The sequence below is a fragment of the Nonomuraea sp. NPDC049419 genome (assembly GCF_040676995.1).
GTDB lineage: Bacteria > Actinomycetota > Actinomycetes > Streptosporangiales > Streptosporangiaceae > Nonomuraea > Nonomuraea salmonea.
The window spans coordinates 218,488-244,227 of the sequence record NZ_JBFAQB010000014.1 but is presented as its reverse complement, the minus strand read 5'-3'; the positions used below and the strand labels follow the sequence as shown (position 1 = coordinate 244,227).

The window sequence follows — 25,740 nt, the reverse complement described above, 5'->3', positions numbered from 1 at the left end:
CCAGCCCCCGGTCGGCTGGGGCGACCCGGGGGGGGGGGCCCCGGGGGGGGGGGCGGGCGGCCTCCGGAGGCCGCCCGCCCGTGCGGCGAACGGGCCGCCCCGCGAGCCGCGGTCAGGCGGCGGTGCGGGCCTGGGTGAACGCCTCGATCGCGCGGTCCACGTCCTCCGCCGAGTGCGCGGCGGACAGCTGGACGCGGATCCGCGCCTTACCGTGCGGCACGACGGGGTAGGAGAAGCCGATCACGTAGATGCCCAGGTCGAGCAGGCGCTCGGCCATGGCGGCGGCCTCGGCGGCGTCGCCGATCATGACGGGCACGATCGGGTGGTCGCCCGGCAGGATGTCGAACCCGGCCTTCGTCATCCCCTCGCGGAAGCGCGCGGTGTTGGCGCGCAGCCGCTCGCGGGCGTCGCTGGAGGTCTCCAGCAGGTCGAGGATGCGCAGCGAGGCCGACGCGATGACGGGCGCCAGCGAGTTGGAGAACAGGTACGGCCTGGACCGCTGCCGCAGCAGGTCGCAGATCTCCTTGCGGGCCGCGACGTAACCGCCGCTGGCCCCGCCGAGCGCCTTGCCCAGGGTGCCGGTGATGATGTCGATCCGGTCGGTCACGCCGTGCAGCTCGGGAGTGCCGCGCCCGGTGGGGCCGACGAAGCCGACGGCGTGGGAGTCGTCGACCATGACCATGGCGTCGTAGCGGTCGGCCAGGTCGCAGATCTCGCGCAGCGGCGCGACGTAGCCGTCCATGGAGAACACGCCGTCGGTCACGATGAGCCGCCGCCGCGCCTCCGACGACTCCTTGAGCCGGGACTCCAGCTCGGCCATGTCGCGGTTGGCGTAGCGGAAGCGCTGGGCCTTGGACAGGCGGATGCCGTCGATGATGCTGGCGTGGTTGAGGGCGTCGGAGATCACCGCGTCCTGGGCGTCGAGCAGGGTCTCGAACACGCCGCCGTTGGCGTCGAAGCAGGAGCTGTAGAGGACGGTGTCCTCCATGCCGAGGAAGTCCGACAGGCGCGACTCCAGCTCCTTGTGCACCTCCTGGGTGCCGCAGATGAACCGTACGGAGGCCATGCCGAAGCCCCAGCGGTCGAGCGCCTCCTTGGCCGCCTCGACCACCGCCGGGTCGTCGGCGAGGCCCAGGTAGTTGTTGGCGCAGAAGTTGAGCACCTCGCGCCCGGCCACGCCGACCTGGGAGCTCTGCGGGGTGGAGATGACGCGCTCGGGCTTGAGCAGCCCGGCCTCGGTGATCTCGTCGAGCGTCGCACGCAGCTGCTCGCGCACGTTGGTGAACATCAGGCGCTCCTGTTCGTGGTCGGGGCGGTGCCGCCGGCGTCCTCGCTCCAGTCGAGGATCACCTTCCCGGTACGGCCGCTCGCCGCCGTGTCGAAGGCGGCGTCGAAGTCCTGGTACGAGAACCGGTCGGTGATCACCGGGCTGAGGTCGAGCCCCTTCTCCAGCAGGACGGACATGTTGTACCAGGTCTCGTACATCTCCCGGCCGTACACCCCCTTGATGGTGAGCATCGAGGTCACCACCGTCGCCCAGTCGACGGCGAACTCCTCGGCGGGCAGCCCCAGCATGGCAATCCTGCCGCCGTGGGTCATGCTCGCGATCATGTCGCGCACCGCCACCGGGTTGCCGGACATCTCCAGGCCCACGTCGAAGCCCTCGCGCAGGTGGAGCTGGCGCATGCCCTCGGCGATGGAGGAGCGGGCGACGTTCACGGCGAGGGAGACGCCGAGCTTGCCGGCCAGGTCGAGCCGCTCGTCGCTGACGTCGGTGATCATCACGTTGCGCGCGCCGACGTGGGTGGCGACGGCGGCCGCCATGAGCCCGATCGGGCCCGCGCCGGTGATCAGCACGTCCTCGCCGACGAGCGGGAAGGAGAGCGCGGTGTGCACGGCGTTGCCGAAGGGGTCGAAGATGGCGGCGATGTCGGGGTGGACGGGGTTGCGGTGGACCCAGACGTTGGTGGCGGGCAGGGTGACGTACTCGGCGAAGGCGCCGTCCCTGTTGACGCCGAGCCCGACGGTGTTGCGGCACAGGTGCCGGCGCCCCGCCATGCAGTTGCGGCACTTGCCGCAGACGAGGTGGCCCTCGCCGCTGACGAGGTCGCCGACGGCGATGTCCTCGACGCCGGGCGCGACCTCGACGACGTGGCCGCTGAACTCGTGGCCCACGATGAGCGGCAGCTCCAGCGTGTGACGCGCCCAATCATCAAATTTCCGGATATGCAGGTCCGTGCCGCAGATCCCGGTACGCAGGACCCGGATCTTCACCTCACCGGGCCCCAGCTCCGGCTCCGGCACGTCCACCAGCCACAGGCCAGGCTCGGCCTGGTTCTTGACCAGCGCTTTCATGACGTCGCTTCCCCCTGTCACAACCTACTGACGAGCCCCCGGCCCCGTCACCCCGCCGCCCCGGAAGGGGCTCGGCGAGCGGGCCGGACATGACGCGTCGCAACGCACTGTGCCGCTTCGGCTCGGGACGTGTCCATCGAGGAGTTCTTAAGTGCCCCCACAGCTCCGCTTCACGCGACCTCCGCACCTGGCAGAATTAGCCAACCGACTTGAGATAACCGGAGGACGGATGCGGCAGCAGAGCGGCGACGCCTCCCTCCTGCGCAGGCTCAACTCGGCGGCGATCCTGCGCGTCCTGCGCGAGAGCGGCGCGGCCACCGTGTCCGAGCTGGCGGGTGCGGCCCGGGTGTCGAGGCCCACGGCCGAGGTCATCGTGGACGACCTGGTGGCGGGGGGCTGGGCGGAGGAGTGCGGCGAGGAGCCTGGCGACCGCAGGCGGGGGCGGCCCGCGCGGCGCTTCAGATTCAGGGCCGCGGCAGGTCACGTGGTGGGGGTGGGCGTCGGCTCGTCCTGGCTGCGGGCGATGGTGAGCGACCTCGACGGCACGGTGGTGGCCGCCCAGCGCCTGCGCCACCACGCCTCGATGCCCGCCGCCGACCGGCTCGACGCCGTCGCGGGGCTGGTCGAGACAGTGGCGGCCGAGGCGGGGCTGCCGGTGTCCGGCCTGGCGGCGGTGGGCGTCGGCACCACGGGCACGGTCGACGGCGCGGGCCGGGTCGTCAAGAGCGTCGCGCTGGCCGGGTGGACGGGCCTCGACCTGCGCGGCGAGCTGGCCCGCAGGCTGCCCGCCCCCGTGCTGGTCGAGAACGACATGCGGCTCGCGGTGCTGGCCGAGCACTGGCGCGGGCAGGCGCGCGGCCACGACGACGTGGTCTATCTGTTCACCGGCAGCAGGCTCGGCCTCGGCCTGCTCATCGGCGGCCGGCCGCACCGGGGCGCCCACACGGCATCGGGCGAGATCGGCCGCCAGTCGGGCGACCACTGGCTGGCCCACCGGCACGTCATCGACTACGCGCTGGCGGCCGAGCCGGGGGAGATGCGCTCGCAGCGCGAGGCCGCCGAGTTCGCCGTCGAGCGGGCGCGGGCCGGTGACGAGCGGGCGCTGGCGGCCGTCCGGGCGTTCGCCCGCCACCTCGGCGACGGCCTGCTCACCGTGGTCAATCCGCTCGACCCCGAGCTGGTGGTGATCGGCGGCAGCCTGTCGAAGGCCGGTGACCTGCTGCTTGAGCCGATCGCGGAGCGGTTCGCCGACGTGTGCCTCTGCCCGCCGCCGGTGGTGGCCTCGACGCTGGGCAACGAGTGCGTGGTACTGGGCGCGGTCAGGTGGGCACTCGACCACGCCGAGCGGCGCCTGTTTACGCTGTCCGCTTGACTATCGATTGCGCGATGACGCGCGTTCGAGCCATGTATTGACCTTTTTCGGGAAATCATGCGAGATTAAAGCAAGTAACTTGCGTAATGCGGGGAGGACGTCAGTGAAAGACCTGCGCATCGGAGTCATCGGGCTCGGCCTGCGGACCAGCATCGCCCTCGCCGCCGACCGGCCCAGTGAGGGGGCCGGCGAGGGGGCCGTCGTGACCGCCCTGTGCGACGCCGACCCCGCCGTGCTCAAGCGGCAGTCCGCGAAGTTCCCCGCGGCCGCCTTCCTCACCCAGGACCACCGCGAACTGCTCGACCGCCCCGACCTCGACGCGATCGTGGTCAACACCCCCGACGACACGCACGAGCGGCTGGCCGTCGACGTCCTGCGCGCCGGCAAGGCCCTCTACCTCGAAAAGCCCATGGCCATCACGGTCGAGGGCTGCGACGCCATCCTGCGCACCGCCCGCGAGACCGGCACCAAGCTGTACGTCGGCCACAACATGCGCCACATGGGCGTCGTCCGGCTGATGCGCGACATCATCGCCAAGGGCGTCATCGGCGAGCCCAAGACCGTCTGGGTGCGCCACTTCGTCGGCTACGGCACCGAGTTCTACTACAAGGACTGGCACGCCGACCGCACCCGTACGACGGGCCTGCTGCTGCAGAAGGCCACCCACGACCTCGACGTCATCCACTGGCTGGCCGGCGGCTACACCACCCGCGTCAACGCGCTCGGCGACCTGCTGCTCCACGGCGACCTGCCGCGCCGCGCCCCCGGCACGCTCCGGCCGGACGGCGAGTGGCTGCTGGCCGACGACTGGCCGCCCACCGCCCGCCAGGACCTCAACCCGGTCGTGGACGTCGAGGACGTCTCGGTCATGAACATGCGGCTCGACAACGGCGTCATCGCCGCCTACCAGCAGTGCCACTTCACGCCCGACTACGTGCGCAACTACACGGTCATCGGCACCGAGGGCCGCCTGGAGAACTTCGGCGACGGGCCGGGCGCCACGGTCAAGGTCTGGAACACCGGGCCGACGGGGTATCGGGACGACTGCGACATCGCGTACAAGGTGCCGGAGGCGCAGGGCACGCACGGCGGCGCGGACGTGCAGATCATGTCGGAGTTCATCAGGTTCGCGCGCGAGGGCGGGGTGACCGACACCTCGCCGGTGGCGGCCAGGATGAGCGTCGCGGCCGGTTACCTCGCCACGATGTCGCTGCGCGACGGCGGCCGGCCGTACGACGTGCCGCCGCTCGACCCGGACCTGGCGGCGTACTTCGACGGCGGCCAGCAGGCATGAGAACGCCGCCCGCCGCATCGGCGGGCGGCGTGCCGTGGCCGGTCAGCGGTGCTCGGCCTCGGTCGGCTTCTTGTCGAGGCCGGCGAACGGGGACGGCTCCTCGGCGGCCTGGGTGAGCTGGCGCGGCCCGTTGGCCTCCTGGGCGTCGGCGACCGCCTCGGCCGCCGCCTCCGCCGCCTTGGCGACCTCCTCGTCCGCGGCGGAGGACTCGGGCAGGTCCTCCCTGGCCGCGGTGCGGGGCAGCGCCTCGGTGAACGCCTTGGAGACGCCCTGCAGCGCCGAGGTGACCTCGCTGGGGATCACCCAGAACGTGTTGCCGTCGCCCTGAGCGAGCTGCGGCAGCACCTGGAGGTATTGGTACGCGAGCAGCTTGGGGTCGGGGTCGTTGCGGTGCACGGCCTGGAAGACCTGGTCGATGGCCCGCGACTGACCCTCGGCCTCCAGGATCGCGGCGGTGCGCTGGCCCTCGGCGCGCAGGATGCGGCTCTGCTTGTCACCTTCGGCGGTGAGGATCTGCGACTGCCGCTGGCCCTCGGCGTTGAGGATCGCGGCCCGCTTGTCGCGCTCGGCCCGCATCTGCTTCTCCATCGCGTCCTTGATGGTCTTCGGCGGGTCGATGGCCTTGATCTCGACGCGGTTGACGCGGATGCCCCACTTGCCGGTGGCCTCGTCGAGCACGCCGCGCAGCTGGCTGTTGATGGTGTCGCGGGAGGTGAGGGTCTTCTCCAGGTCCATGGAGCCGACGACGTTGCGCAGCGTGGTGACCGTGAGCTGCTCGACCGCCTGGATGTAGTTGGCGATCTCGTACGCAGCCGCCCGCGGGTCGGTGACCTGGAAGTACAGCACGGTGTCGATCTCGACGACCAGGTTGTCCTCGGTGATGACCGGCTGGGGGCGGAAGGAGACGACCTGCTCACGCAGGTCGATCATGGGGTAGACGCGGTCGATGTACGGGATGACGAAGTTGAGACCTGGCTTGAGCGTGCGGTGATAGCGGCCGAGCCGCTCGACGTTGCGCGCCCTGGCCTGCGGGATGATGCGCACGGCCTTGAGCATCGTGATCACCGCGAACAGGATGATGAAGATTCCGACCAGCAACAGCGGGTCCATGGATCACTCCCGGGGATATACGAGGGCGGTGGCCCCCTCGATCTCGATGACGTCGACGGTTGCCCCTGCGGGAATCACCAGGGTCTCGTCGTAGGCGCGCGCCGACCATTCCTCGCCCCCGATGCGCACGCGACCGTCTCTGCCCGTCACCTCGGAGACGACGTAGGCGGGCTTTCCGACGAGTGCTTCCACGCCGAAACGCGGCAACGGCGGATGTTTGATATAGCGCATCGCGATCGGCTTGAGCACCAGCAAGCCGGCGGTGGACGTCACGGCGAAGAGGAGTAACTGCAAGGGAACGGGCAATCCGACGGCCGCGCCGGCAGCGGTGAGCAGCGCGGCGACGCCGAGCAGACCGAGGGACGCCGTCAAAGTGAAGATTTCGGCAACACCGAGGACGATCGCAAGGATAACCCAGATGATCCATTCGTCCATGTCCGGCCCTCCTCAAGGTATAACGGGCCTGCACTCTTATCTGGTTCCCCCACTGTCTACGGTAATCCTGATATCAACCCCTCGGTACCAACACGTCACCGGCGCCCTTTCCCAGGAGCGCGCTGCCCTGGCGCCATTTCTGCCACGGGAGTTGCCAGAAACCCCATCCGTTGTGCCATTCGAGCGGCCGGTCGGTGCCGGTGATGAGCACCGGGTCGCCGCGCAGTGAGGTGGCGTAGAACCAGGCCGCCTGGTCGGGGCGGGCGTTGACGCAGCCGTGGCTGACGTTGGCCCGGCCCTGGGCCCACACGTTGTCCTTGGCGTGGACGTATTCGCCGCTGTCGGAGATGCGGACGGCGTGGTCGATCATCAGGTCGTAGTAGCCGGGGTCGCCCTCCTCACGGCCAGGGGAGATCATGCGGACCGGGTTGCCCTTGTCCATGGTCAGGTGCCAGCCGCTGGTCGTGGTGTATTCGACGGTCGTGGCCATGCCGGCGCTGATGGCCATGCGCTGGGCCACCCGGCCGTCGCGGGTGACGACCATCTGGTGGGTCCTGGTGTCGATGGTGCTGGTCTGCCTGCGGCCGACGGTGAAGGCGAAGGTGGTGTCGGTGGCGCCGTAGAGGCCGTCGCCCGCGCGTACGCCGGCCAGGTGGGCGGTGACCGTGACCTGCTGCCTGGGCGTCCAGAACCGGCGGGGACGGTAGGCCACCTGGGTGTCGCTGAGCCAGCGCCAGGCCCCCTCGACCGGGGCGGAGGTGCGCACTTCGAGCGCCTCTTCGACGGCGGCGCGGTCGCTGACCGGGGTGTCGAAGTCGATGATGATCGGCATGCCGACGCCGACGGTCTCGCCGGGCAGCGGCGTGATGCGGGCCACCTGGAACGTCGTGTCGACGGCGCGGGTGCGGACGCGGCCCATGGCGACGGTGGCGGGCGCGCCCTCACGGGTGGCGGTGGCGGTGACCGTGTATTCGGTGGCGGGCTTGAGCGTCCAGTCGGTGCGCCACGTCGTACGCGACCCGTCGAGCCGCCCCGGCACGGGCTCGCCGGCCTGGTAGACGAGCACCTGGCTGAGCGTGCCGCCCTGGGCGCTGACGACCAGGCCGCGGTCGGGCCGCGCCCGCTTGGTGTCGAACGGCGGCCAGACCCGCACGACGGGTGGCGCGTAGGGGGTGGCCGCGGTGACGGACGTGCAGCCGCAGACCAGGAGGAAGGCGACACAGAACATCGCGGCACGACGCATGTGACTCCTGCTTTCCGAGGGAGAGGGAGGTCCCAGCGTAGCGGTGAGTCACGATGCAAGCACGTCAAGTCACTTATCCGACGGTTCCGGAAACCTCCCCCAGGGTCACCCCGCCCGCGGCGGCCCTGATCGTGACCGTGTCGCCATCCTGGAGGAACGTCCGCGTCTCGCCGCCCCGCAGCTTGATCGGGTCGGCTCCGTTCCAGGTCAGCTCCATGAGCGAGCCCCGCTGGTCGCGCTCAGGGCCGGAGATCGTGCCGCTGGCGAACAGGTCGCCCGTCCGCAGCGTGGCCCCGTTCACCGTCATGTGCGCGAGCATCTGGTCGGGCGTCCAGTACATCCCCTGGTAGGGCGGCCGGGAGATCACCTCGCCGTTGAGCAGCACCTCCAGCGTGATGTCCAGCCCCCAGTCGGCTCGGCGGCGCAGGTAGGGGGCGGGCTCGGGGTCCTGGGCCCGGCCGGGGACGCGCGGCAGCGCCTCCAGCGGCGTCACCCAGGGCGAGATCGACGTGGCGAACGACTTGGCCAGGAAGGGGCCCAGCGGGACGTACTCCCACGACTGGATGTCACGCGCGCTCCAGTCGTTGACCAGCGTCACCCCGAACACGTGCTCATCGAACGACCCCGCCGGCTCGCCTGGCGTGGTCGGCACGCCGACCACGAACCCCAGCTCCGCCTCGATGTCGAGCTTCTCGCACGGCCCGAACCTGCCGGGACCGAGCTGCCCGCTCGGCCGCCTGACCGGCGTGCCCGACACCACGACCGTGCCCGCCCTGCCGTGGTAGCCGACCGGCAGGTGCCGCCAGTTGGGCTGCAGCGGCTCCTGGCCGGGGCGGAAGATCTGGCCGATGGCGCTCGCGTGCTCGATCGAGCAGTAGAAGTCGACGTAGTCGGCCACCTCGAACGGCAGGTGCAGGCGCACCTGGTCGAGCGGGATCAGGTGGGCCTCGGTGACGGACAGGTCGGTGGTCAGCTTGTTGCGGATCAGCTCCCTGGTGGCGTGCCAGGCCGCGCGGCCCCGCGCCATGAACGGGTTGAGCGAGGGCGCCGCGAACACCTCGTCGTGCAGCGCGGGAGCCAGGTCGAGCACCTTGTCGCCGTACCTGACGCCGACCCTGGGCCGCTCTCCCGGGCAGGAGAAGACCCCATAGGGCAGGTTGTCCACACCCCAGCTCACCGATCCTCCTCCTCGATCAGTCCGAGCGCGCACAGGTCGTCGAGCGGCGCGGTGGTGTTGCAGGAGCCGTAGCTGACCAGCAGCCGCCTGGCGCGGGCGGCCGTCTCGTCGGAGACCGTGCGGGCCATGCGCACGAGGTGGCCGACGTCGGTGGAGCGCAGCACGGGCGTCGGGTCGCGGCCCTCGACGGCCTCGCAGACGGCCAGCAGCAGGTTGAGGAAGCCGTGGCGGTCGACGCCGAGCGAGGGGTCGAAGTGGCGTACGGCGTGGTGCAGCCCGGCCGTCGCCTTGAACGGGATGCCGTTGTCCGCGCACGACTTGATGAACTGCGCGAGGTGCTCGACCGGCGGGAAGTCCTCGGCCGCCGCGCCGCCGCAGCGCACCTTGAGCCCGGTGTCGGGCGGCAGGTCACCGGCGGTCTTGTGCGCGGGCACCTCGGCGAACAGCCGCACGCCCTCCGGCAGCCCGAGCCGGTCGGCCAGCGCCTCGACCGTGCTGTCGGGCGGCAGCTTCGTCTCGACGAAGTCCACCGGCAGGTCGCCGAAGTCGGGCAGGTCGGCGGTGTCGGCGATGAGCCCGATGTGACGCGGCCGGTAGCCGGCGCCGCGCAGCCGGTCGAGCCGGCTGGCCGGGCAGAGAAAACGGTGGGTGAGCACGTCGCTGCCGTGCTCAAGGTCGCGCCGGTTGCGGGCCAGCGCCTCGGTCATGTGCAGGGACGACGGCGGGAACAGCCCGGCGTCGTCGACGAGTGCGGCATAGAGTTTCATCGTGCCCAGGTCCAGGCGTATCCGGGGTCCTCGCAGGACAGAGCGCCCTGTCCGAGGTCGAGCGGGCGGAACGTGTCGACCATGACGGCCATCTCGCTCGTCACGGTGACGCCACGCGAGACGGCGTCGATCACCGCCTCAACGGCGCCGGGCTGCGGCCCGTGGGTGAACCCGGCGGGATGCAGCGAGATCGACCCGACGTCGATGCCGGAGCCGGCCCGCGCGGAGTAGTCGCCGCCCACGTAGAACATGAACTCGTCGGAGTCCACGTTGTGATGGTTGTACGGGATCGGAACCGCCTCCGGGTGGTAGTCGAGCGGCCGGGGACAGAACGAGCACACCACGAAACCGGGCCCCTCGAAGGTCTGGTGCACGGGCGGTGGCGCGTGCGTCTTCTTCACGATCGGCTCGAAGTCCTCGATGTTGAACGCGTACGGGTAGAGGTAGCCGTCCCAGCCGACCACGTCGAACGGGTGGTGGCGGTAGACCAGCCTGGTCAGCCCGCCCCGCGTGCGGACCAGCACCGGCACCTCCTCACCCGAGACGATGTGCGGCTCGGTGGGCGCGCGCAGGTCGCGCTCGCAGTAGGGGGCGTGCTCCAGGAACTGGCCGTATTGCGACAGGTAGCGCTTGGGCGGCCTGATGTGCCCGGACGCCTCGATGGCCAGCACGTTGACCGGCCCGTCGGGCACCCAGCGGTGGATGGTGCCGGTCGGGACGATCACGTAGTCGCCCTCACCGGCCTCGATCACGCCGTACGTGGACTCGAAGCGGACCCGCCCCCGCTGCACGTAGACGCACTCGTCGCCCATGGAGTTGCGGTAGAGCTCGCTCGGCCGGTCGCTGGTGGCGTACGACAACCGGACGTCGGCGTTGCCCGCCAGCACCAGGCGCCCGGTGACGAGGTCGCCCGCACTGGCCAGCTCCTGAGTGCGGAAGTGGCGGGGCGAGAGCGGCAGGTTGGGCCGCAGCGTCGTCTCCACGGCCGGGGTGACGGCGTCGGCCTTGACGATGGCGGTCGGCAGGTGGCGGTGGTAGAGCAGCGAGGAGTCGGACGAGAAGCCCTCCTCGCCCATCAGCTCTTCGGCGTAGAGGCCGCCGTCCGGCCGCCTGAACTGCACGTGCCGTTTTCGCGGCACCTCTCCCACGACGCGGTAGTACGGCATCCACCCCTCCACTGCTGTCCGGTTATCGGACGGAAGTGTCCTCTATCTGGAACAACCGTCCGCCATCGGCCTGGAGAAGTCAACTCAACCCAGTAGTCAATGCGGCGGCCAGCTCGGCGGCGGCCGCAACCACGCGCGGTCCCGTGGACTCCTCCAGCGGCCCGAACGTCACCACCCCCACCGACGCCTCCAGCCACGGCAGCCCGGTGACCGGCGCGGCGACGCCACGTGCCCCCTCCTGCAACTGCCCCTCCGTGACGAAGTAGTCGTGCCTGTGGTCGGACCGGCCTTCGCGCAGCGCCAGGATGGCCCGCCCCGCCGCGCCTCTGCCCAGCGGATGGCGCGAGCCCTCGCGGTAGGCCACGTGCATGTCGGTCCACGACGGCTCCACGACCGCCACGGCCAGCCCGTCGTCGCCCTCGGCCACGGTCAGGTGCGCGGTCGCGCCCACCTGCTCGGCCAGCCGCCGCAGCGTGGGCGTCGCCGCCGCGCGCAGCAGCGGCTGGACGGCCTGGGCCAGCGCCAGCACCCCGAACCCGAGGTGCACCCGGCCCTCGGCGTCCCTGCGCACGAAGCCCTCGCCCTGCAGCGTCGTCAGCAGGCGGTAGACGACGGGCCTGCTCAGCGACAGCTCGCCGCTCAGCTCGGTCGGCGTGCGCCCGCCCTTCCCGTCGGCGAGCAGGCGCAGCAGGCGGAGCCCGCGTTCGAGGGTCTGAGCGGATTCTGCGGCCATGCGACCGATTATCCAGTGGTGACGCCGCCCTGCTGGAGGGGTACGTAAGGGCAGGGAAGAGCCGGGGGGTAAACATGCGGCAATGGTGGGTTCTCCTGCTTGCCGGGATGGCGCTGTGCGTGCTGTCGCCTGCCATGCCGCCGCTCACCGCGACCCTGGTCAACCAGGCATCGCTCACCACCCCCGCGAGCCCGAGCCTGGTCGAGGACACCTTCTACGTCACGCAGGGCATCGAGGTCAGCCAGACGCTGCTGCCCCGGGCCAAGGGCGTCACGTTCCGGCCCGCGTACCTCGCCTCCGGCGTCCGCGTGGACGGCAGCGGCCGGTTGTCCGGCAGGCCCGAGCGCCCCGGCACCTACGCCGTCCGCGTGGGCGTCTGCTCCGGCGGCTCCTGCCAGGAGGAGAGCCTGACGCTCGTGGTGCTGGCGAACGTGCCGTGGGAGCCGCGCGAGCTGACCTTCCCCGGCCGGGCCGGCACGCCGCTCGACGGCGAGATCGGCGTCAACGGCGGCCCGAGCGGCGTGGTGCCCACCTTCACCGTCACCGACCAGGACAAGGTGCCCGCGGGCGTGGCCATCGGGCCCGACGGCCACGTGGGCGGCGTCCCGGCCGCGGCGGGCATCTCCGAGGTGCCCGTACGCATCTGCGTGGCGGGCAACTGCGCGGGCGTGGTCGTCCGGCTGATCATCGTCTGACCCTCTTGCGGGACCCTCTTGCGGGGGCCGGGGTTTGCGGTCACCGTGGAGGCATGAAATCGGTCATTGTGGTCGGATCCGGTATTTGGGGGTCGTCCTTGGCGTTGCGGCTGGCCGAAACCGGCTGGCAGGTGACGCTGGTGGAGCAGCACAGGCCGGGGCACGTACGGCAGGCCAGCGCGGGCGAGACGCGGCTGCTGCGCTGCTCGCACGGCGACGACGACTGGTACGCCCGCCTCGCCTGGCAGGCCAGGGAGGGCTGGCTGCGGCTGGGCGAGCGGGCCGGTGAGGACCTGTACGTCGAGTCGGGCATGCTGTGGTTCGCCAGGAAGCCGGACGGGTGGGAGCACGCCAGCGCCCAGGTCCTGAAAAATCTGGACATCGAGTGTGAGGTGCTCGACCCGGCCGACGGCCGCCGCTTCTTCCCCGACTTCCGCGGCGACGACCTCAGCTTCCTGCTCTGGGAGCCGAACGCTGGCGTGCTGCGCGCCAGGCGGGCCACCCAGGTCACCGCCGCGCTGGCGCAGGCCGCCGGGGCGCGGCTGGTCAGGGCGCGGGCGCTGCCGGTGGCGGGGGACACGGCGCCGTATGCGAGCGCGGTCGAGATCGACGGCGAGATCCACCACGCCGACCGGGTGGTCTGGGCATGCGGCGCGTGGCTGCCCGAGCTGTTCGACGGGCTGCCGATCACCGTGACCAAGCAGGACACCCTGCACTTCGCCGCGCCGCCGCAGTGGTCGCTGCCCGAGACGCCGGCCTGGGTGGACCACGGCGCCTCCGCCTACGGGCACGGCGACGTGGACGGCGTGGGCATGAAGGCCACCTCCGACGCCGAGGGGCCGCCGTACGAGCCCGAGCACGGCCCGCGCGTCGTGGACCCAGGCAGCGTCGAGCAGGCCCGCGGCTACCTGCGGCGCCGCTTCCCGAGCCTGGCCGAGCTGCCGGTGCTGTTCACCCAGGTCTGCCAGTACGCGCTGACGCCCGACGCCGAGTGGCTGCTGACCGAGGTCTCGCCCGGGGTGTGGGTGCTGGGCGGCGACTCGGGGCACGGGTTCAAGCACGGACCCGCGTGGGCCGGTTACGTGGCGGGCGTGCTGGACGGCGCGTACGAGCCGGAGCCGCGCTTCGGCGACCACCCGCGGAGGCCCAGCCGCGGCCTGCGCACGAGCGGCCAGACCTGGTGAGGGGTCACGCCTGGGCGACCGGAGCGGCCGGCTGAGGCGCGCGCAGGTTGCGCACCCCCGGTGAGAGCAGCGCGGCCAGCGTCGAGAGCAGGACGAGGGCCGCGCACCCCAGCAGCGCCTGCTGGGTGCCGAACACCGCCGCCGCCGGCCCGGCGAGCAGCAGCCCGATCGGGCCGAACATCAGCGAGCCGAGCACGTCGTACGAGCTGACCCGCGACAGCGCCTCGGGCGGGACCTCGCGCTGCATCGTCGTCTGCCACAGCACGCCGAACACGTCGAAGCAGACGCCGAGCACGAAGGCCGCGCCCACGATCGCCCAGAGCGGCGCGCCGACCCCGAGCGTCACGTAAGGCAGGGCGGTCGGCAGGCAGAGCAGCACCGCGACGAGGATGGGCCGGCGCGGGCGCACCCGCAGCGAGACCAGCACGCCGACGATCGTCCCCACGGCCTCGCCGGTCAGGAACGCCGACCAGGCGGCGGGCCCGCCCAGCGACTCCTTGGCCATCAGCGGCCCGAGCACGCCGTGCCCGGCCTGCACGGCCATGACCAGCAGCGAGAACTGCGCGACCACCACCCAGATCCACTGCCGCGAGCGGAACTCCCGCCAGCCGTCGCGCAGGTCGGCCAGCACCGAGTGGGCCTGCTGGCGGGCCCGCTCGCCGGGCGTGAGCCGCAGGTTGGCGATCAGCAGCCCGGCCACCGCGAACATCGCGCCGCTCACCGCCAGCGCCCAGCCGCCGCCGAACAGCACGACCGTGGCGCCGCCGAGCACCGCCCCCGCCACGCGGGAGGCGTTGGCGCCGAGGCCGAGCAGGGCGTTGCCGGTCTGCAGCCGGTCGGCGGGGACGACCTCGGGGATGATCCCGGTCAGCGCGGGGTACGTCACCGCGCTGGCCACCCCGGCGAGCGCGGCGGCGGCGCCCAGCGCGCCCAGCGGGGTCCAGCCGGTGAGCAGCATGACCGCCAGCGCGAAATAGCCGGTCGCGAGCAGGAACTCGCCGGTCATCATCACCCGCTGGCGCGGGAGGCGGTCCGCGATCACGCCGCCGATCAGCATGAACAGGATCATCGGCAGCGACTGCGCGGTGAGCACCACGGACAGGGTCGTGGCGGTGGCGCCGGGCAGGTTCAGCACGCCGAACGCCAGCGCGACGGGCGCGAACGAGCTGCCCAGCATGGAGATGGTCCTGGCGGTCAGCAACAGGGAGAAGCGGCGGTCACGGAGCAGCCCTAGATCACCAAGAAAGGAATGCACGCCACTCAACCCCCCGCTTTATGCCAAACTCCGCCATTCTGCCGCAGTTCACCGGCTCTGTCGCGGGATTAAAGGGGGGGTGTACGGCATCGACAGCGATGGTTACAGGCCGTGGAGAAATGGGGGAAGAACGCCGGTGATCTCATTGAACGTTGTTGATCGTCCGGATAGTGTGCGATATGCCCACGATCACCCCCTGGAAGTAAGGTGCCATGAGACGGCGGCTACGGCAGGTCTTCATCATCGGACTCACCCTCTCGCTCCTCGGCATCGGCGTTCCCGCGTGGTCGGAGGACGACGACCGCAGCTGCAATGACCTGATGGCCGCCGACACCCCGGCGTACGTCGTCTGCACCTGGCTGGCCAAGCCCGACGAGGCCGCCGACATCGCGAGGTTCTGGCTCAACGACGACGGCCAGAACATGATCGACGCCGGCCCCATGAACCCCATCACCATCGACTGCCAGGAGCCGGGCGCCCAGTGCCCGACCGACGGCGAGGGTGACGGCGAGATGCACGACGTCGGCGACCCCGACGTGCCGGGCGCCGAGGACGGCGGCACCCCCGAGTGCCAGAACGGCGAGCAGTGCTACGTCGACCCGACGGGCATCAGCGCCGCCGAGAAGAGCGCCGCCAAGGCCACCCCGGCAGGCCAGGCCGCGCAGGCCGCCGTCCAGACCACGATGCGCGTCTGGATCGACACCGAGCTGGCCGACGACTACAAGGCGGGCAAGCTCGCCGAGGCCGCCAAGAAGATCGCCGCGCTGGCCGTCGCGCAGCCCGGCGTCGTGGGCGTCAGGTTCACCTCGCAGCTCGGCTACAACCAGACCTTCAGCACCGCCGAGGAGCTGGACACCTTCGTCAGCGAGGCCGCGACCACGCTGCGCACGCTGCTGCCCGGCAAGAAGCTGGCCGCGCACACGGTGGTGCCGCTGTTCGGCTGCGGCGCCAACGATGCCTGCAAGATCGCGATGACCGAGAAGTACCCGCTGCTCGATCCCGAGCGCATCGGCGCCTGGCTCAGCAAGGGCTACATCGACCAGCTCGCCCTCGACGACGGCCACATCGCCAGCCAGTACGCCGAGTGGCGGATCGACGGGAACGAGGCCCAGCGCAACCAGTGGATCCAGGTCCGCGCCCGCGCCTGGGACGCCTACGCCCAGATCGCCGCCGAGGACGCCACCCTCGCCGGCGCCCAGCTCAAGGACGAGCAGATCGACCAGGTCATCTCCGAGCGCGTCGCGACCCCGCTGCAGAACGACGCCGCCGAGACCGTCACCCTGTGGACCCGCTGGCAGGACGACAAGGGCCAGATCAACCGGGCGTACGGCGAGCAGTGGGCCGGCAACGCCACCTGGGAGCGGCTCAAGAAGCTCGGCTCCGTCAAGCCCCGGCTGGCCACCCTCTACGACCCGGCCAACCCCGAGGTCGACCAGGCCACCGACCTGAAGCACCTGGCCGAGGTGTTCGGCCAGGTGTACCTGCACGCCGCCTGACCTCACGTTTCACCAGGCCGGACGCCCCCTCTTCCCGGGGCGCCCGGCCTGTCCTCTCGCGGGCGGTTCGGTATCTTGCCTACTCGACCGAACACTCGCGACAGAAGGGAACGGCACGTGCCCGACGACGCCGGTCTGCAGGCACTCCGCGAGGCGGCCCGCCTGTCCCCGGACAACCTGCCACTCCGCCAGCACCTCGCCGGGCAGCTCCTGGCCAAGGGCTACCTCGCCGACGCGGAGGCCGAGTTCAGGGCGGCGCTCGTGCTCTCGCCCAAGAACCCCGAGATCATCACCGGGCTGGCCGAGGCGTTCGTCCGGCAGAGCGCGTACGGCTCCGCGCTGGCCGCGCTCGAACCGCTGCTCGCCGAGCCCGGCTACCCGCCCAGGGCCGGGGTGCTCGCGGCCAGGGCGCTGGCCGGTGAGGGCGATCTGGGGCGGGCCGCGTACCGGTACTTCGAGGCGATCTCCCGGGATCCCGCGCTGGCCGACCCCGAGTTCGCCGCCCGGCTCAACCCGCCCCCCGTCCCCCAGCCACCCGTCCCGCAGCCACCCGTCCCGCAGGCGCCCGCCCAGCCGGTCCCGCCCGGACCCGCGTTGGTCACGCCGCAGCCTGGCTCGCCGCTCGCGCCCGAGAGCAACGCCGAGGTGCAGAGCTCAGGGCTGACGTTCGCCGACGTGGCCGGCATGGAGGCGGTCAAGGAGGCGCTGCGGGTCAAGCTGCTGCTGCCGATCCAGCAGCCCGACCTGTTCGCCGCGTTCGGCAAGCGCGCGGGCGGCGGCGTCCTGCTGTACGGCCCGCCCGGCGCCGGCAAGACCCACCTCGCCAGGGCGGCGGCGGGAGAGCTGGGCGCGGCGTTCGTCAACGTGGGCCTCGCGGACATCCTCGACATGTACATCGGCTCCAGCGAGCGCAACCTGCACGCCACCTTCGACCTCGCCCGCCGCAACCGGCCGTGCGTGCTGTTCTTCGACGAGGTGGACGCGCTCGCCGCCCGCCGCTCCGACATGCGCCAGGCGCACACCAGGCAGCTCGTCAACCAGTTCCTGGCCGAGCTGGACGGCGTGGACCAGAACGCCAACGAGGGCGTCCTGGTGCTGGCCGCCACCAACGCCCCCTGGTACGTCGACGCCGCCTTCCGCCGCCCGGGCCGGCTCGACCAGCCGGTGTTCGTGCCCCCGCCCGACGCCGCCGCCCGCGCCGCCATCCTGCGCATCCTGTGCAGGGACAAGCCGCTCGCCGAGATGGACTTCGACGCCGTGGCCAAGGTGACCGAGCACTTCGTCGGCGCCGACCTCAAGGGCGTGGTGGACCGCGCGGTCGAGGTCAAGCTGCAGCAGTCGATCAGCGCAGGCCGGCCGATCCCGCTGTCCACGCCCGACCTGCTGGCGGCGGCCCGGAGCGTACGCCCGACGGCCGTACGCGAATGGATGGCCACCGCGCGCAACTACGTCATGCACGCCAACGACTCCGGCGCCTGGGACGAGCTGATGCCCTGGGTCAAGGGCAAGTGGTGAAGGTCGGCGACCCGGTCGAGCGGGCGCGCACGCTCCTGCAGATGCGGCGCCCGGCCGACGCCGAGCGGGAGTTGCGCGGGCTGCTCGCGCAGGAGCCGCAGCACCTCACCGGGCACGCGCTGCTGGCGCTCGCCCTGGTCGAGCAGCGCCGGGTCGCCGAGGCGGTCGCCGAGGCCGAGGAGTCCGTACGTCTCGCGCCCGACCACTGGTTCTCCCACTACGCCGGCGCCCAGGTGTACTACCGGGCCCGCGACGTCGATCGGGCCATGGCCGCCGTCCGCGCCACGCTGGACCTCGAACCGCAGTACGCGCCCGCGTGGGAGCTGCTGGCCCGCGTCCACATGCTCAAGGGCGAGTGGCCGCTCATGGCCGGGGCGGCGCGGCAGGGGCTGTCCCTCGACCCCGAGGACACCGACCTGGTGAGCCTGCTGGCCCTCGCCCACGTCAACCAGGGCGAGGCGGAGCCGGCGCGGGCCGCCGCCGCGCACGCCGTACGGCTGGATCCCGAGAGCCCGACCGCGCACTTCGTCTATGGGCGCGTGTCGCTGCGGTTCGGCGACGCCGGGCAGGCCGCCGACGCCTTCCGCGAGGTGCTGCGCCTGGACCCCGGCTACGGCGTCGCCAGGGACCTGCTGGTGGCGGCGCTCAAGCAGCGCAACCCCCTCTACCGGTGGTTGTCGCGGCTGCGTGGCCGGTTCGCCGGCGGCTGGCGGCTGATCTTCCTGCTGCCCGTCGTGCCGCCGCTCATCGCCGTCTTCATCGTGCTCGCGGTGCTGCACTGGGTGGCGTGGGTCGCCGAGGCGTGGACCACGCTGCGGCTGGCCCGGGGCAAGGCCACCGGCCTGCTGTTCGAGGGCACGGCGGCCCGGGTGGCGGCGGGTTGCCTCGCGCTCGTGGTGGTCGGCGCGGCCCTGCTCGCCGCGGGCGTCGCACTCGGCCATGAGGCTTGGGGCACCGCAGGGGTGGCCGCGATGGCGCTGGTCACGCCCGTCCAGGAGGCCGCCCACACCGGCGCACCCCGCCGCCGCACGGTGCTGTACGCCTGGTCCGCCCTCCTCGCCCTGACCATGATCGCTGGGGCGCTCTTCGCCCAGCCCGCGGTGCCCCTGCTCGCCGGCTACGCCGCCCTCGCCACGGTCTGGCCGGCCACGGCCCTCCGAGGCCGCCTCGCCACCGACGGCCTCTGAGCCTTCGATCTCAAGAGGCCGTCGGCGGTCAGAGGAGGGTGGCGCCGGTGACCTTGAAGCGGGAGAGGGCGTCGTCGATCCTGGCCAGCGTGTCCTCGTGGAGGATGAGGTCGGCGGCGGCCAGGTTCTCCTCGATGTGGGCGGGGGTGCGGCTGCCGGGGATCGGCACCACGTGCTCGTCCTGGTGCAGCAGCCAGGCCAGGGCGAGCTGGGCCGGGGTGATGCCGAGCGACACGGCGAGGTCGCGTACGGGGGCGTAGCGGTCGTTGTTGCCGGCGAGGTTCTCGGCCGAGAAGCGGGGGGCGTTGTGGCGGAAGTCGTCCTCGCCGAGGGCGGTGACCGTGCCGGCGAGGAAGCCGTTGCCGAGCGGGCTCCAGGCGACGATCCCGACGCCCAGCTCGCGCGCCGTGGCGAGCAGCTCGGCGTCGATCGGCCGCCACATCGACCACTCGGTCTGCACGGCCGCCACGGGGTGCACCGCGTGCGCGGCCCTGAGCTGGGCGGCCGTCAGGTTGGACAGGCCGATGTGCCGCACCAGCCCGTCGCGCACCAGCTCCGCCATCGCTCCCACCGTCTCCTCGATGGGCACGCCCGGGTCGGGATAGTGGGCGTAATAGAGGTCGATCACGTCGATGCCCAGGTTGCGCAGGCTGCGCTCGGCGTAAGGGCGTACGAGGCGGGGCTCGGCGTTCACGCGCAGCTCGCCGAAGGCGTAACCGACGGGCTGGGCCCGGCTCGGCTCGCCCTCGGGCACCGCCAGGCCGAACTTGGTCGCGACCGTCACCTCGTCCCTGCGGCCCTTGATCGCCCGGCCGACCAGGCGCTCGTTGTGGCCGTCGGGGCCGTAGGCGTCGCTGGTGTCCACATGGGTGCCGCCCGCGTCCAGCGCCGCCTTGATCGCGGCCTCGCCGCGGGCGTCGTCTACCTCGCCGTACATGCCGGGTGACAGCACCATCGCGCCGTAACCGATCGCAGGGACCCGCAGGCCGTCTCCAAGAGTGCGTGTCTTCATGCCGACGATCCTGGGGCCGCGGCGGGCCGCGCGTCCAAGACCCTTTGCTATAACCGATGGTTATGGACGTCCATTTGCGCGAGTTGCGGTATTTCGTCGCCGTCGCCGACGAGCTGAACGTCACCCGCGCCGCCGAGCGGCTCTTCGTCTCCCAGCCCGCGCTGTCCAAGCAGCTCAGGGTGCTCGAACGGCAGCTCGGCCACCGCCTGTTCGACCGGGTGCCGAGCGGGGTGGTGCTCACCCGGCAGGGCGCCGAGCTGCTGCCCGTGGCTCGCGACATGCTCGAACGGTGGGCGGCAGGGGTCGAGCGGGCGCGGGCCGCGGGGCCCGCCGGCACGCTCGTCATCGGCCTGCAGACCGCCGTCGGGCGGGGGCTGCAGCAGGAGGCGCTGCGGCGGTTCCGTTCGGTGATGCCGGGGTGGGAGGTGTCGCTGCGGCTGGTCGGCTGGGAGGACCCGAGCGGCGGGCTGGCCGACGGGTCGTCGGACGTGGCGTTCCTGTGGTTGCCGGTGCCGCCGGAGCTGCGGACGTACGTGCTGGTCACCGAGCGGCGCGGGGTCGCCATGCCCGCCGACCACCGGCTGGCCGGGCTCGCGGAGGTGCCGTTCGACGAGCTGCGGGACGAGCCGTTCATCGCGCTGCCCCCGGCGGCCGGGCCGCTGCGTGACTTCTGGCTCGGGGTCGAGCATCGTTCAGGGCCGCCGGTGATCGGCGTCACCGCCGGTACGGCCGAGGAGGTGTTCGAGGCGGTGTCGAGCGGGCTCGGGGTCGTGCTGGTGGCCGAGGGGAACGCGGAGCTGTACCGGCGACCTGGAGTGACGTACCGGCCTGTTAGCGGGCTGCCTCCCGGGGAACTGGCCATTGCCTGGCGCGAAAGGGATGCCAGGCCCCAAGTGATGGCATTCGTCGACGCGTTGCGACACGTCACCACTAAGGTCTGACCCGACGATCGGATCAAGCGGAAGGGCGACCCCCCACATGAGCGACTACGCGACGACCTTCAACCTCATCGACGCCGACAAGGACGGCCGGATCTCCGCCGACGAGCTGGTCCGGCTGATGGACGTGCTCGGCCAGCCCGTGACGCTGGAGGCCGCCCAGGAAGGGGTGCGGAAGCTGGACAAGGACGGTGACGGGCTGATCGACGTGGAGGAGTTCGGGGCCTTCCTCCAGAGGTGATAACAAACAAGCACTTGCTTACCATTTTCCTGTTGCCTGCGTCACAATGGCGACAGGAGGGACGATGGCCAACACGAGTGACACCAGCGGCAGCCGCCGGGACGCCGTGCGCGCGCTCAGATCGGGCATCGGGCGGATCTCCGACGAGCTGACCGCGGAGATCCAGGCCCGCATCCCGGAGTACGCCCGGCCCTCGGACGAGCTCTGCACCAAGGTCGTCAGGACGGCGGTGGAGCAGGCCGTCGAAGGCTTCGTCGATCGCGTCGAGCGGCCCGGCGCGGCGTGGGACCCCGAGCCGTTCCGGCTGATCGGCAAGGGCGAGGCCGGCGAGGGCCGCACCCTGGAGCCCCTCCAGTCGGCCTTACGGCTCGGGGCCCGAGTCGGCTGGCGCCGCCTCACCGACCTCGGGCTCCCCCCGGAATGCCTGCACGACCTGGGCGAGAAGGTCTTCGCCTACTTGGACGACCTCGCCGAAGCCGCAGCGGAAGGCTACGAGGCGGCCAAGGCGCACCTCCCCGACGCCCTGACCCGCCACCGCGCCCACCTGCTGAACCTTCTCCTGAACGACTCCCCTCCCTCTGCGGAGGCCCTCGGCAACGCCGCCCAAGCCGCCGCCTGGCCCCTCCCCACCACCGTCACCTGCATAACCCTCACCCCCACCCACCCCACCGCCAGGGGCACCGCGCCCCCCGCGGCGGGCATCACCCCCTTTCCCCCTCATCAAAAGGACGGTCGCCCTCGACGGCGGGAAAGCTTGGTGCGGTGGCCTGCTTGTGCGGGGTTGCCCTCCGACGTGTTGATGGGCCTGGAGCGGGACGTGCCGTGTCTCCTCGTGCCGGAGTCCGAGGGGAAGGGGGAGGTGATCGAGCGGGCTCTCCGGGGATGCAGGGCCGCGGTCGGGCCCGCTGTGCCGCTGATGGCGGCGGGGACGTCTCTGCGGTGGGCCTCAGAGGCGCTGGAGTTGTCGCGGCGGGGTGTGCTGCCCGGTGGGTTGCTGCGGTGTGCCGATCACATGGCGACGCTGGTGTTGTTCAAGGATGAGGAGCTGGTCAGGGCGCTGGCCCAGGTGCGGCTTGCGCCGCTCGCTCATCTGCGGCCGGCGCAGCAGGATCGGCTGGCCGAGACGTTGCTCGCCTGGTTGCGGCATGGCAGGGGCGCCGGTGAGGTGGCGGCCAAGTTGCACGTTCACCCGCAGACCGTGCGTTACCGGCTTCGGCAGCTCGAAGAGCTGTACGGCGACCAGCTCGCCGACCCCGACATCCGCTTCGAGCTGGAGATCGCGCTCAGGGCCAGGCAGGCCGCCCCGGCCGCCCGCTGACCTTTGCGGTTCCCCTGGGCGGACCGGGCCCACGGGCCTAGCATGGGGCGATGCCGACACCCGTGATCCTCGACTGCGACCCCGGGCACGACGACGTCTTCGCGATCTGGCTGGCGGCCGGGGACCCCGCCATCGATCTGCGGGCCGTCACCACCGTCGGTGGCAACGGCCGGCTCTACCACACCACCTACAACGCCAGGGTGGTGATCAGCCTGGCGGGCATCGAGGGGGTGCCGGTCGCGCCGGGCGCCGACAGCCCCATGGTGCGGCTGCTGAAGCCGGCCGAGTGGATCCACGGGGACAACGCGCTGGGCGGCCCAGAACTGCCGAAGCCCACGGTGGAGGCCGACGCGCGCTCGGCGATCGAGCTGATCAGGGACACGCTCGACGCAGCCGGCGAGCCGGTGACGATCGTGGCGACCGGGCCGCTGACGAACGTGGCGATGTTCGCCCGCACCTGCCCCGACCGCCTCCCGATGATCAGGGAGGTGGTCTGGATGGGCGGCTCGACGGGGAGGGGGAACGTCACCCCGTACGCCGAGTTCAACGCCTGGACCGACCCCGAGGCGGTGGCGATCGTGCTGGGCACGGGGGTGCCGTTCACGATGGTCGGGCTGAACGTCACCCACCAGGTCCTCGCCACCCAGGAGGTGATCGCGCGGATCGAGGCGGTGGGCAACAGGACGGCGGCGTTCGGGGTGGAGCTGCTCAACTTCTTCAACTCCACGTACGAGACCGACCAGGGCATGCCGGACGGCCCGCTGCACGACCCGGTGGCGGTGGCCCTGGTGGCCAGGCCGGGGCTGGTGACGACGGTCCGCACCCGCGTGGACGTCGAGCTGCACGGCACGGAGACCTCGGGCGCGACCTGCGTCGACCTGCTGGGCAAGCTCAACCGCCCGCCCAACGCGAACGTGGCCACCGGTGTGGACGTGCCCGCGTTCTGGCAGCTCGTGGAGGACGCCGTACGCACGCTCGCGTGACGGCGGACGGGCTGGGTAGCGGAGCCGGATGCGACTGACGTACACCTCCGACGTGTGGTGGAAGAACGCCGTCGTCTACTGCCTGGACGTGGAGACGTTCAAGGACGGCAACGGCGACGGCGTGGGCGACTTCCGCGGCCTGACACAGCACATCGACTACCTCGCGGGCCTGGGCGTGACCTGCCTGTGGCTCATGCCGTTCTTCCCCACCCCCAACAAGGACGACGGTTACGACATCACCGACTTCTACACGGTCGATCCCCGGCTCGGCACGCTGGGCGACTTCGTGGAGTTCGTGCGCACGGCGCACGACCGGGGCCTGCGCGTGATCGCGGACCTGGTCGTCAACCACACCTCCGACCAGCATCCGTGGTTCGCGGAGTCGCGGTCGAGCCGGGAGTCGCCGCTGCGCGACTGGTACGTCTGGAAGGACACCCCCGAGCCGGAGCCGGACCAGGTCGTCTTCCCCGACAAGGAGGACAGCGTCTGGGAGTACGACGAGCGCACCGGCCAGTACTACCTGCACAGCTTCTACCGGCACCAGCCCGACCTCAACGTGAGCAACCCGCAGGTCAGGGACGAGATCACCCGCATACTCGGGTTCTGGATGGAGCTGGGGCTGTCGGGGTTCAGGGTGGACGCGGTGCCGTTCCTCATCGACAACGTCGATCCCGAGCTGGCGGACCCGCACGAGTTCCTGGCGGACCTGCGGGGGTTCATGACGCGGCGCATGGGCGGGTCGGTCCTGCTCGGCGAGGTGAACCTGCCGTACAAGGAGCTGATGGCGTACTTCGGCGACGGCCTGGGCGACCAGCTCACCATGTGCTTCGACTTCGTCGGCATGCAGAAGGCGTGGTTGTCGATGGCCCGCGGCGACGCGCGGCCGCTGGCGGCGGCGCTGCGCGAGCGGCCCGAGCCGCCGAAGGACTGCCAGTGGGCGATGTTCCTGCGCAACCACGACGAGCTGACGCTCGACAAGCTCACGGACGGCGAGCGGCAGGAGGTCTTCGCGGCATTCGGGCCTGACGAGGACATGCAGATCTTCGGACGCGGCCTGCGCAGGCGGCTGCCGCCGATGTTCGGCGGGGACGAGCGGCGCGTGAAGATGGCGTACAGCCTGCTGTTCTCGCTGCCCAGCACGCCGGTGATCTTCTACGGCGAGGAGATCGGCATGGGGGAGAACCTCGCGGCGGAGGGCCGCATGGCGGTCCGCCTGCCCATGCAGTGGTCGCAGGACGGCGGCTTCAGCCGGGCCGAGCCGGTGCGCCCGATGGCCGAGGGCGCGTACGGCCCGGCACACGTCAACGTGGCGGCGCAGAAGCGGGACTCCGACTCGTTACTGCGCTGGTTCCAGCTCCTCATCGAGCGCTACCGGGAGTGCCCCGAGCTGGCGTGGGGCGCGTACACGGTGCTGGACGGCGGCCCCGACGCCGTGCTGGCGCACCGCTGCGACGCCGACGGCGCCACGGTGGTGGTCCTGCACAACCTGTCGGACGCGGCGCAGGAGGTGGAGCTGCACCTGGACGGCCTGGAGCGCTGCCGGCTGACGGACCTGCTGGTGGACGGCACGCTGGAGGTGCCGGACGACGGCGTCGTACGGCTGCCGCTCGACCCGTACGGCTGCCGCTGGCTGCGCGCCTCGGAGCCGGCGGTCTCCCCTGAGGACGCCTCGGTCAAGTCGCGGTGACGACCGGCCAGGCGGCCATGGCGCGGTCGGCGACCGCGAGCAGCTCGCGGAGGGAGGCGCCGTCGCGGGCCTGGGTGGACATGCCCTGGATGATCGCGGCGTAGAAGGTGGCGAGCCCGTCCGCGTCGGTGCCGGGCGGCAGGCGGCCCGCGTTGACGTCGTCGTCGATGCGCTGCCTGATCGCCGCCTTGGTCGCCTCCCTGAACCCGCGCAGCAGCTCGACCACCTCGGCCGACTCGCAGTTGACGGCGGCACTGATGATCATGCAGCCGTGCGGGTGGTCCGGGCGGGAGTATTCGCCGGCCGCGTCGCGCAGCACGCGCTCGACGGCCTCCCGGGCGGTGGGCTCCTCGGTCAGGGCGCGGGCGGCGAAGGCGCCGTAGGTCTCCTGGTAGCGCTGGACGGCCTCCTCGAACAGGCGGCGTTTGTCGCCGAAGGCGGCGTACAGGCTGGGCGGGTTGATGCCCATCGCGGTCGTCAGCGTGGCGACGGAGGTGGCCTCGTAGCCGTGCTGCCAGAACGTGCGCAACGCGCTCTCCAGCGCCTCGTCCCTGTCGAATGCTCGCCGTCTGGCCAT

Annotated in this window: 24 protein-coding genes; 12 read left to right on the top strand and 12 right to left on the bottom strand. The window is 71.7% G+C overall.

Features of this window, described 5'->3' with window-relative positions:
• Positions 1-112 precede the first annotated feature (112 nt).
• Together AB0K12_RS33450 and tdh are read right to left on the bottom strand one after the other, a co-directional pair.
• Positions 113-1,288, bottom strand: a complete 1,176-nt coding sequence (locus AB0K12_RS33450; RefSeq protein ID WP_364570266.1) for a glycine C-acetyltransferase — start codon at positions 1,286-1,288, stop codon at positions 113-115.
• Positions 1,288-2,355 (bottom strand): L-threonine 3-dehydrogenase, encoded by a 1,068-nt coding sequence (gene tdh, locus AB0K12_RS33445; RefSeq protein WP_364570263.1) that lies wholly within the window; start codon positions 2,353-2,355, stop codon positions 1,288-1,290. The genes AB0K12_RS33450 and tdh overlap by 1 nt, the downstream gene beginning before the upstream one ends.
• 229 nt (positions 2,356-2,584) lie before the next feature.
• On the opposite strand from tdh, the gene AB0K12_RS33440 reads away from it, so the two are divergent.
• Both AB0K12_RS33440 and AB0K12_RS33435 read left to right on the top strand, forming a co-directional pair.
• A complete protein-coding gene (locus AB0K12_RS33440; protein ID WP_364570260.1) occupies positions 2,585-3,727 on the top strand; it encodes an ROK family transcriptional regulator in 1,143 nt (380 codons plus the stop codon).
• Between the two features lie 103 nt (positions 3,728-3,830).
• A complete protein-coding gene (locus AB0K12_RS33435) occupies positions 3,831-5,021 on the top strand; it encodes a Gfo/Idh/MocA family oxidoreductase (protein WP_364570257.1) in 1,191 nt (396 codons plus the stop codon).
• A gap of 42 nt (positions 5,022-5,063) precedes the next feature.
• On the opposite strand, the gene AB0K12_RS33430 is transcribed toward AB0K12_RS33435, so the two are convergent.
• The 7 genes from AB0K12_RS33430 to AB0K12_RS33400 form a co-directional block, all read right to left on the bottom strand.
• Entirely contained in the window at positions 5,064-6,131 is a 1,068-nt protein-coding gene (locus AB0K12_RS33430) for an SPFH domain-containing protein (protein ID WP_364570254.1), read from the bottom strand.
• A gap of 3 nt (positions 6,132-6,134) precedes the next feature.
• On the bottom strand, positions 6,135-6,566 hold the full coding sequence (locus tag AB0K12_RS33425) for an NfeD family protein (protein WP_364570251.1): 432 nt from the start codon (positions 6,564-6,566) through the stop codon (positions 6,135-6,137).
• Between the two features lie 73 nt (positions 6,567-6,639).
• Positions 6,640-7,809: an Ig-like domain-containing protein gene (locus AB0K12_RS33420; RefSeq protein WP_364570248.1), complete on the bottom strand. Its 1,170-nt coding sequence runs from the start codon at positions 7,807-7,809 to the stop codon at positions 6,640-6,642.
• A gap of 73 nt (positions 7,810-7,882) precedes the next feature.
• Entirely contained in the window at positions 7,883-8,986 is a 1,104-nt protein-coding gene (gene fahA, locus AB0K12_RS33415) for a fumarylacetoacetase (RefSeq protein WP_364570245.1), read from the bottom strand.
• The gene (locus tag AB0K12_RS33410; protein WP_364570242.1) at positions 8,983-9,753 is read right to left on the bottom strand and encodes a hypothetical protein; all 771 of its coding nucleotides are present in this window, start codon (positions 9,751-9,753) and stop codon (positions 8,983-8,985) included. The genes fahA and AB0K12_RS33410 overlap by 4 nt, the downstream gene beginning before the upstream one ends.
• Entirely contained in the window at positions 9,750-10,919 is a 1,170-nt protein-coding gene (locus tag AB0K12_RS33405; protein ID WP_364570239.1) for a homogentisate 1,2-dioxygenase domain-containing protein, read from the bottom strand. Before AB0K12_RS33405 ends, AB0K12_RS33410 begins: the two co-directional genes overlap by 4 nt.
• Before the next feature lie 79 nt (positions 10,920-10,998).
• Positions 10,999-11,652 carry a helix-turn-helix domain-containing protein gene (locus tag AB0K12_RS33400; protein ID WP_364570236.1) on the bottom strand — a complete coding sequence of 218 codons (654 nt, stop codon included), beginning with the start codon at positions 11,650-11,652 and terminating at the stop codon, positions 10,999-11,001.
• Between the two features lie 74 nt (positions 11,653-11,726).
• Between AB0K12_RS33400 and AB0K12_RS33395 the strand changes: the two genes are divergently transcribed.
• Positions 11,727-12,347: a hypothetical protein gene (locus AB0K12_RS33395; protein ID WP_364570233.1), complete on the top strand. Its 621-nt coding sequence runs from the start codon at positions 11,727-11,729 to the stop codon at positions 12,345-12,347.
• Between the two features lie 53 nt (positions 12,348-12,400).
• Positions 12,401-13,531 (top strand): FAD-dependent oxidoreductase, encoded by a 1,131-nt coding sequence (locus AB0K12_RS33390; protein WP_364570230.1) that lies wholly within the window; start codon positions 12,401-12,403, stop codon positions 13,529-13,531.
• Positions 13,532-13,535: 4 nt separating this feature from the next.
• Here the strand turns inward: AB0K12_RS33390 and AB0K12_RS33385 are convergent, their stop codons facing one another.
• Positions 13,536-14,786 (bottom strand): MFS transporter, encoded by a 1,251-nt coding sequence (locus tag AB0K12_RS33385; RefSeq protein ID WP_364570227.1) that lies wholly within the window; start codon positions 14,784-14,786, stop codon positions 13,536-13,538.
• Positions 14,787-14,998: 212 nt separating this feature from the next.
• On the opposite strand from AB0K12_RS33385, the gene AB0K12_RS33380 reads away from it, so the two are divergent.
• From AB0K12_RS33380 to AB0K12_RS33370, 3 genes are all read left to right on the top strand, one after another.
• Positions 14,999-16,282, top strand: coding sequence for a hypothetical protein (locus tag AB0K12_RS33380; RefSeq protein WP_364570224.1), 1,284 nt, complete (start codon positions 14,999-15,001; stop codon positions 16,280-16,282).
• 117 nt (positions 16,283-16,399) lie between these two features.
• On the top strand, positions 16,400-17,797 hold the full coding sequence (locus tag AB0K12_RS33375; RefSeq protein ID WP_364570221.1) for an AAA family ATPase: 1,398 nt from the start codon (positions 16,400-16,402) through the stop codon (positions 17,795-17,797).
• A complete protein-coding gene (locus AB0K12_RS33370; RefSeq protein ID WP_364570218.1) occupies positions 17,794-18,984 on the top strand; it encodes a tetratricopeptide repeat protein in 1,191 nt (396 codons plus the stop codon). The genes AB0K12_RS33375 and AB0K12_RS33370 overlap by 4 nt, the downstream gene beginning before the upstream one ends.
• Before the next feature lie 28 nt (positions 18,985-19,012).
• On the opposite strand, the gene AB0K12_RS33365 is transcribed toward AB0K12_RS33370, so the two are convergent.
• On the bottom strand, positions 19,013-19,996 hold the full coding sequence (locus tag AB0K12_RS33365; RefSeq protein ID WP_364570215.1) for an aldo/keto reductase: 984 nt from the start codon (positions 19,994-19,996) through the stop codon (positions 19,013-19,015).
• Between the two features lie 62 nt (positions 19,997-20,058).
• Between AB0K12_RS33365 and AB0K12_RS33360 the strand changes: the two genes are divergently transcribed.
• The 5 genes from AB0K12_RS33360 (at position 20,059) to AB0K12_RS33340 (ending at position 25,163) form a co-directional block, all read left to right on the top strand.
• Entirely contained in the window at positions 20,059-20,937 is an 879-nt protein-coding gene (locus AB0K12_RS33360; protein ID WP_364570212.1) for a LysR substrate-binding domain-containing protein, read from the top strand.
• A 37-nt stretch (positions 20,938-20,974) separates the two neighbouring features.
• Positions 20,975-21,175: an EF-hand domain-containing protein gene (locus AB0K12_RS33355; protein WP_364570209.1), complete on the top strand. Its 201-nt coding sequence runs from the start codon at positions 20,975-20,977 to the stop codon at positions 21,173-21,175.
• A gap of 64 nt (positions 21,176-21,239) precedes the next feature.
• Positions 21,240-22,493 carry a helix-turn-helix domain-containing protein gene (locus AB0K12_RS33350; protein WP_364570206.1) on the top strand — a complete coding sequence of 418 codons (1,254 nt, stop codon included), beginning with the start codon at positions 21,240-21,242 and terminating at the stop codon, positions 22,491-22,493.
• A gap of 50 nt (positions 22,494-22,543) precedes the next feature.
• A complete protein-coding gene (locus AB0K12_RS33345) occupies positions 22,544-23,476 on the top strand; it encodes a nucleoside hydrolase (protein WP_364570203.1) in 933 nt (310 codons plus the stop codon).
• Between the two features lie 28 nt (positions 23,477-23,504).
• Entirely contained in the window at positions 23,505-25,163 is a 1,659-nt protein-coding gene (locus AB0K12_RS33340; RefSeq protein ID WP_364570200.1) for an alpha-amylase family protein, read from the top strand.
• Here the strand turns inward: AB0K12_RS33340 and AB0K12_RS33335 are convergent.
• Positions 25,150-25,740, bottom strand: coding sequence for a TetR/AcrR family transcriptional regulator (locus AB0K12_RS33335; RefSeq protein WP_364570197.1), 591 nt, complete (start codon positions 25,738-25,740; stop codon positions 25,150-25,152). The two genes, AB0K12_RS33340 and AB0K12_RS33335, sit on opposite strands and share 14 nt — an antisense overlap.

Coding starts and splice junctions, on each gene's coding strand:
- AB0K12_RS33345 (WP_364570203.1), top strand. CDS start 22,544: ATGCCGACACCCGTGATCCTCGACTGCGACCCCGGGCACGACGACGTC.
- AB0K12_RS33405 (WP_364570239.1), bottom strand. CDS start 10,919: ATGCCGTACTACCGCGTCGTGGGAGAGGTGCCGCGAAAACGGCACGTG.
- AB0K12_RS33390 (WP_364570230.1), top strand. CDS start 12,401: ATGAAATCGGTCATTGTGGTCGGATCCGGTATTTGGGGGTCGTCCTTG.
- AB0K12_RS33355 (WP_364570209.1), top strand. CDS start 20,975: ATGAGCGACTACGCGACGACCTTCAACCTCATCGACGCCGACAAGGAC.
- AB0K12_RS33425 (WP_364570251.1), bottom strand. CDS start 6,566: ATGGACGAATGGATCATCTGGGTTATCCTTGCGATCGTCCTCGGTGTT.
- tdh (WP_364570263.1), bottom strand. CDS start 2,355: ATGAAAGCGCTGGTCAAGAACCAGGCCGAGCCTGGCCTGTGGCTGGTG.
- AB0K12_RS33380 (WP_364570224.1), top strand. CDS start 14,999: ATGAGACGGCGGCTACGGCAGGTCTTCATCATCGGACTCACCCTCTCG.
- AB0K12_RS33365 (WP_364570215.1), bottom strand. CDS start 19,996: ATGAAGACACGCACTCTTGGAGACGGCCTGCGGGTCCCTGCGATCGGT.
- AB0K12_RS33400 (WP_364570236.1), bottom strand. CDS start 11,652: ATGGCCGCAGAATCCGCTCAGACCCTCGAACGCGGGCTCCGCCTGCTG.
- AB0K12_RS33410 (WP_364570242.1), bottom strand. CDS start 9,753: ATGAAACTCTATGCCGCACTCGTCGACGACGCCGGGCTGTTCCCGCCG.
- AB0K12_RS33360 (WP_364570212.1), top strand. CDS start 20,059: ATGGACGTCCATTTGCGCGAGTTGCGGTATTTCGTCGCCGTCGCCGAC.
- AB0K12_RS33450 (WP_364570266.1), bottom strand. CDS start 1,288: ATGTTCACCAACGTGCGCGAGCAGCTGCGTGCGACGCTCGACGAGATC.
- AB0K12_RS33335 (WP_364570197.1), bottom strand. CDS start 25,740: ATGGCCAGACGGCGAGCATTCGACAGGGACGAGGCGCTGGAGAGCGCG.
- AB0K12_RS33430 (WP_364570254.1), bottom strand. CDS start 6,131: ATGGACCCGCTGTTGCTGGTCGGAATCTTCATCATCCTGTTCGCGGTG.
- AB0K12_RS33350 (WP_364570206.1), top strand. CDS start 21,240: ATGGCCAACACGAGTGACACCAGCGGCAGCCGCCGGGACGCCGTGCGC.
- AB0K12_RS33440 (WP_364570260.1), top strand. CDS start 2,585: ATGCGGCAGCAGAGCGGCGACGCCTCCCTCCTGCGCAGGCTCAACTCG.
- AB0K12_RS33395 (WP_364570233.1), top strand. CDS start 11,727: ATGCGGCAATGGTGGGTTCTCCTGCTTGCCGGGATGGCGCTGTGCGTG.
- AB0K12_RS33340 (WP_364570200.1), top strand. CDS start 23,505: ATGCGACTGACGTACACCTCCGACGTGTGGTGGAAGAACGCCGTCGTC.
- AB0K12_RS33420 (WP_364570248.1), bottom strand. CDS start 7,809: ATGCGTCGTGCCGCGATGTTCTGTGTCGCCTTCCTCCTGGTCTGCGGC.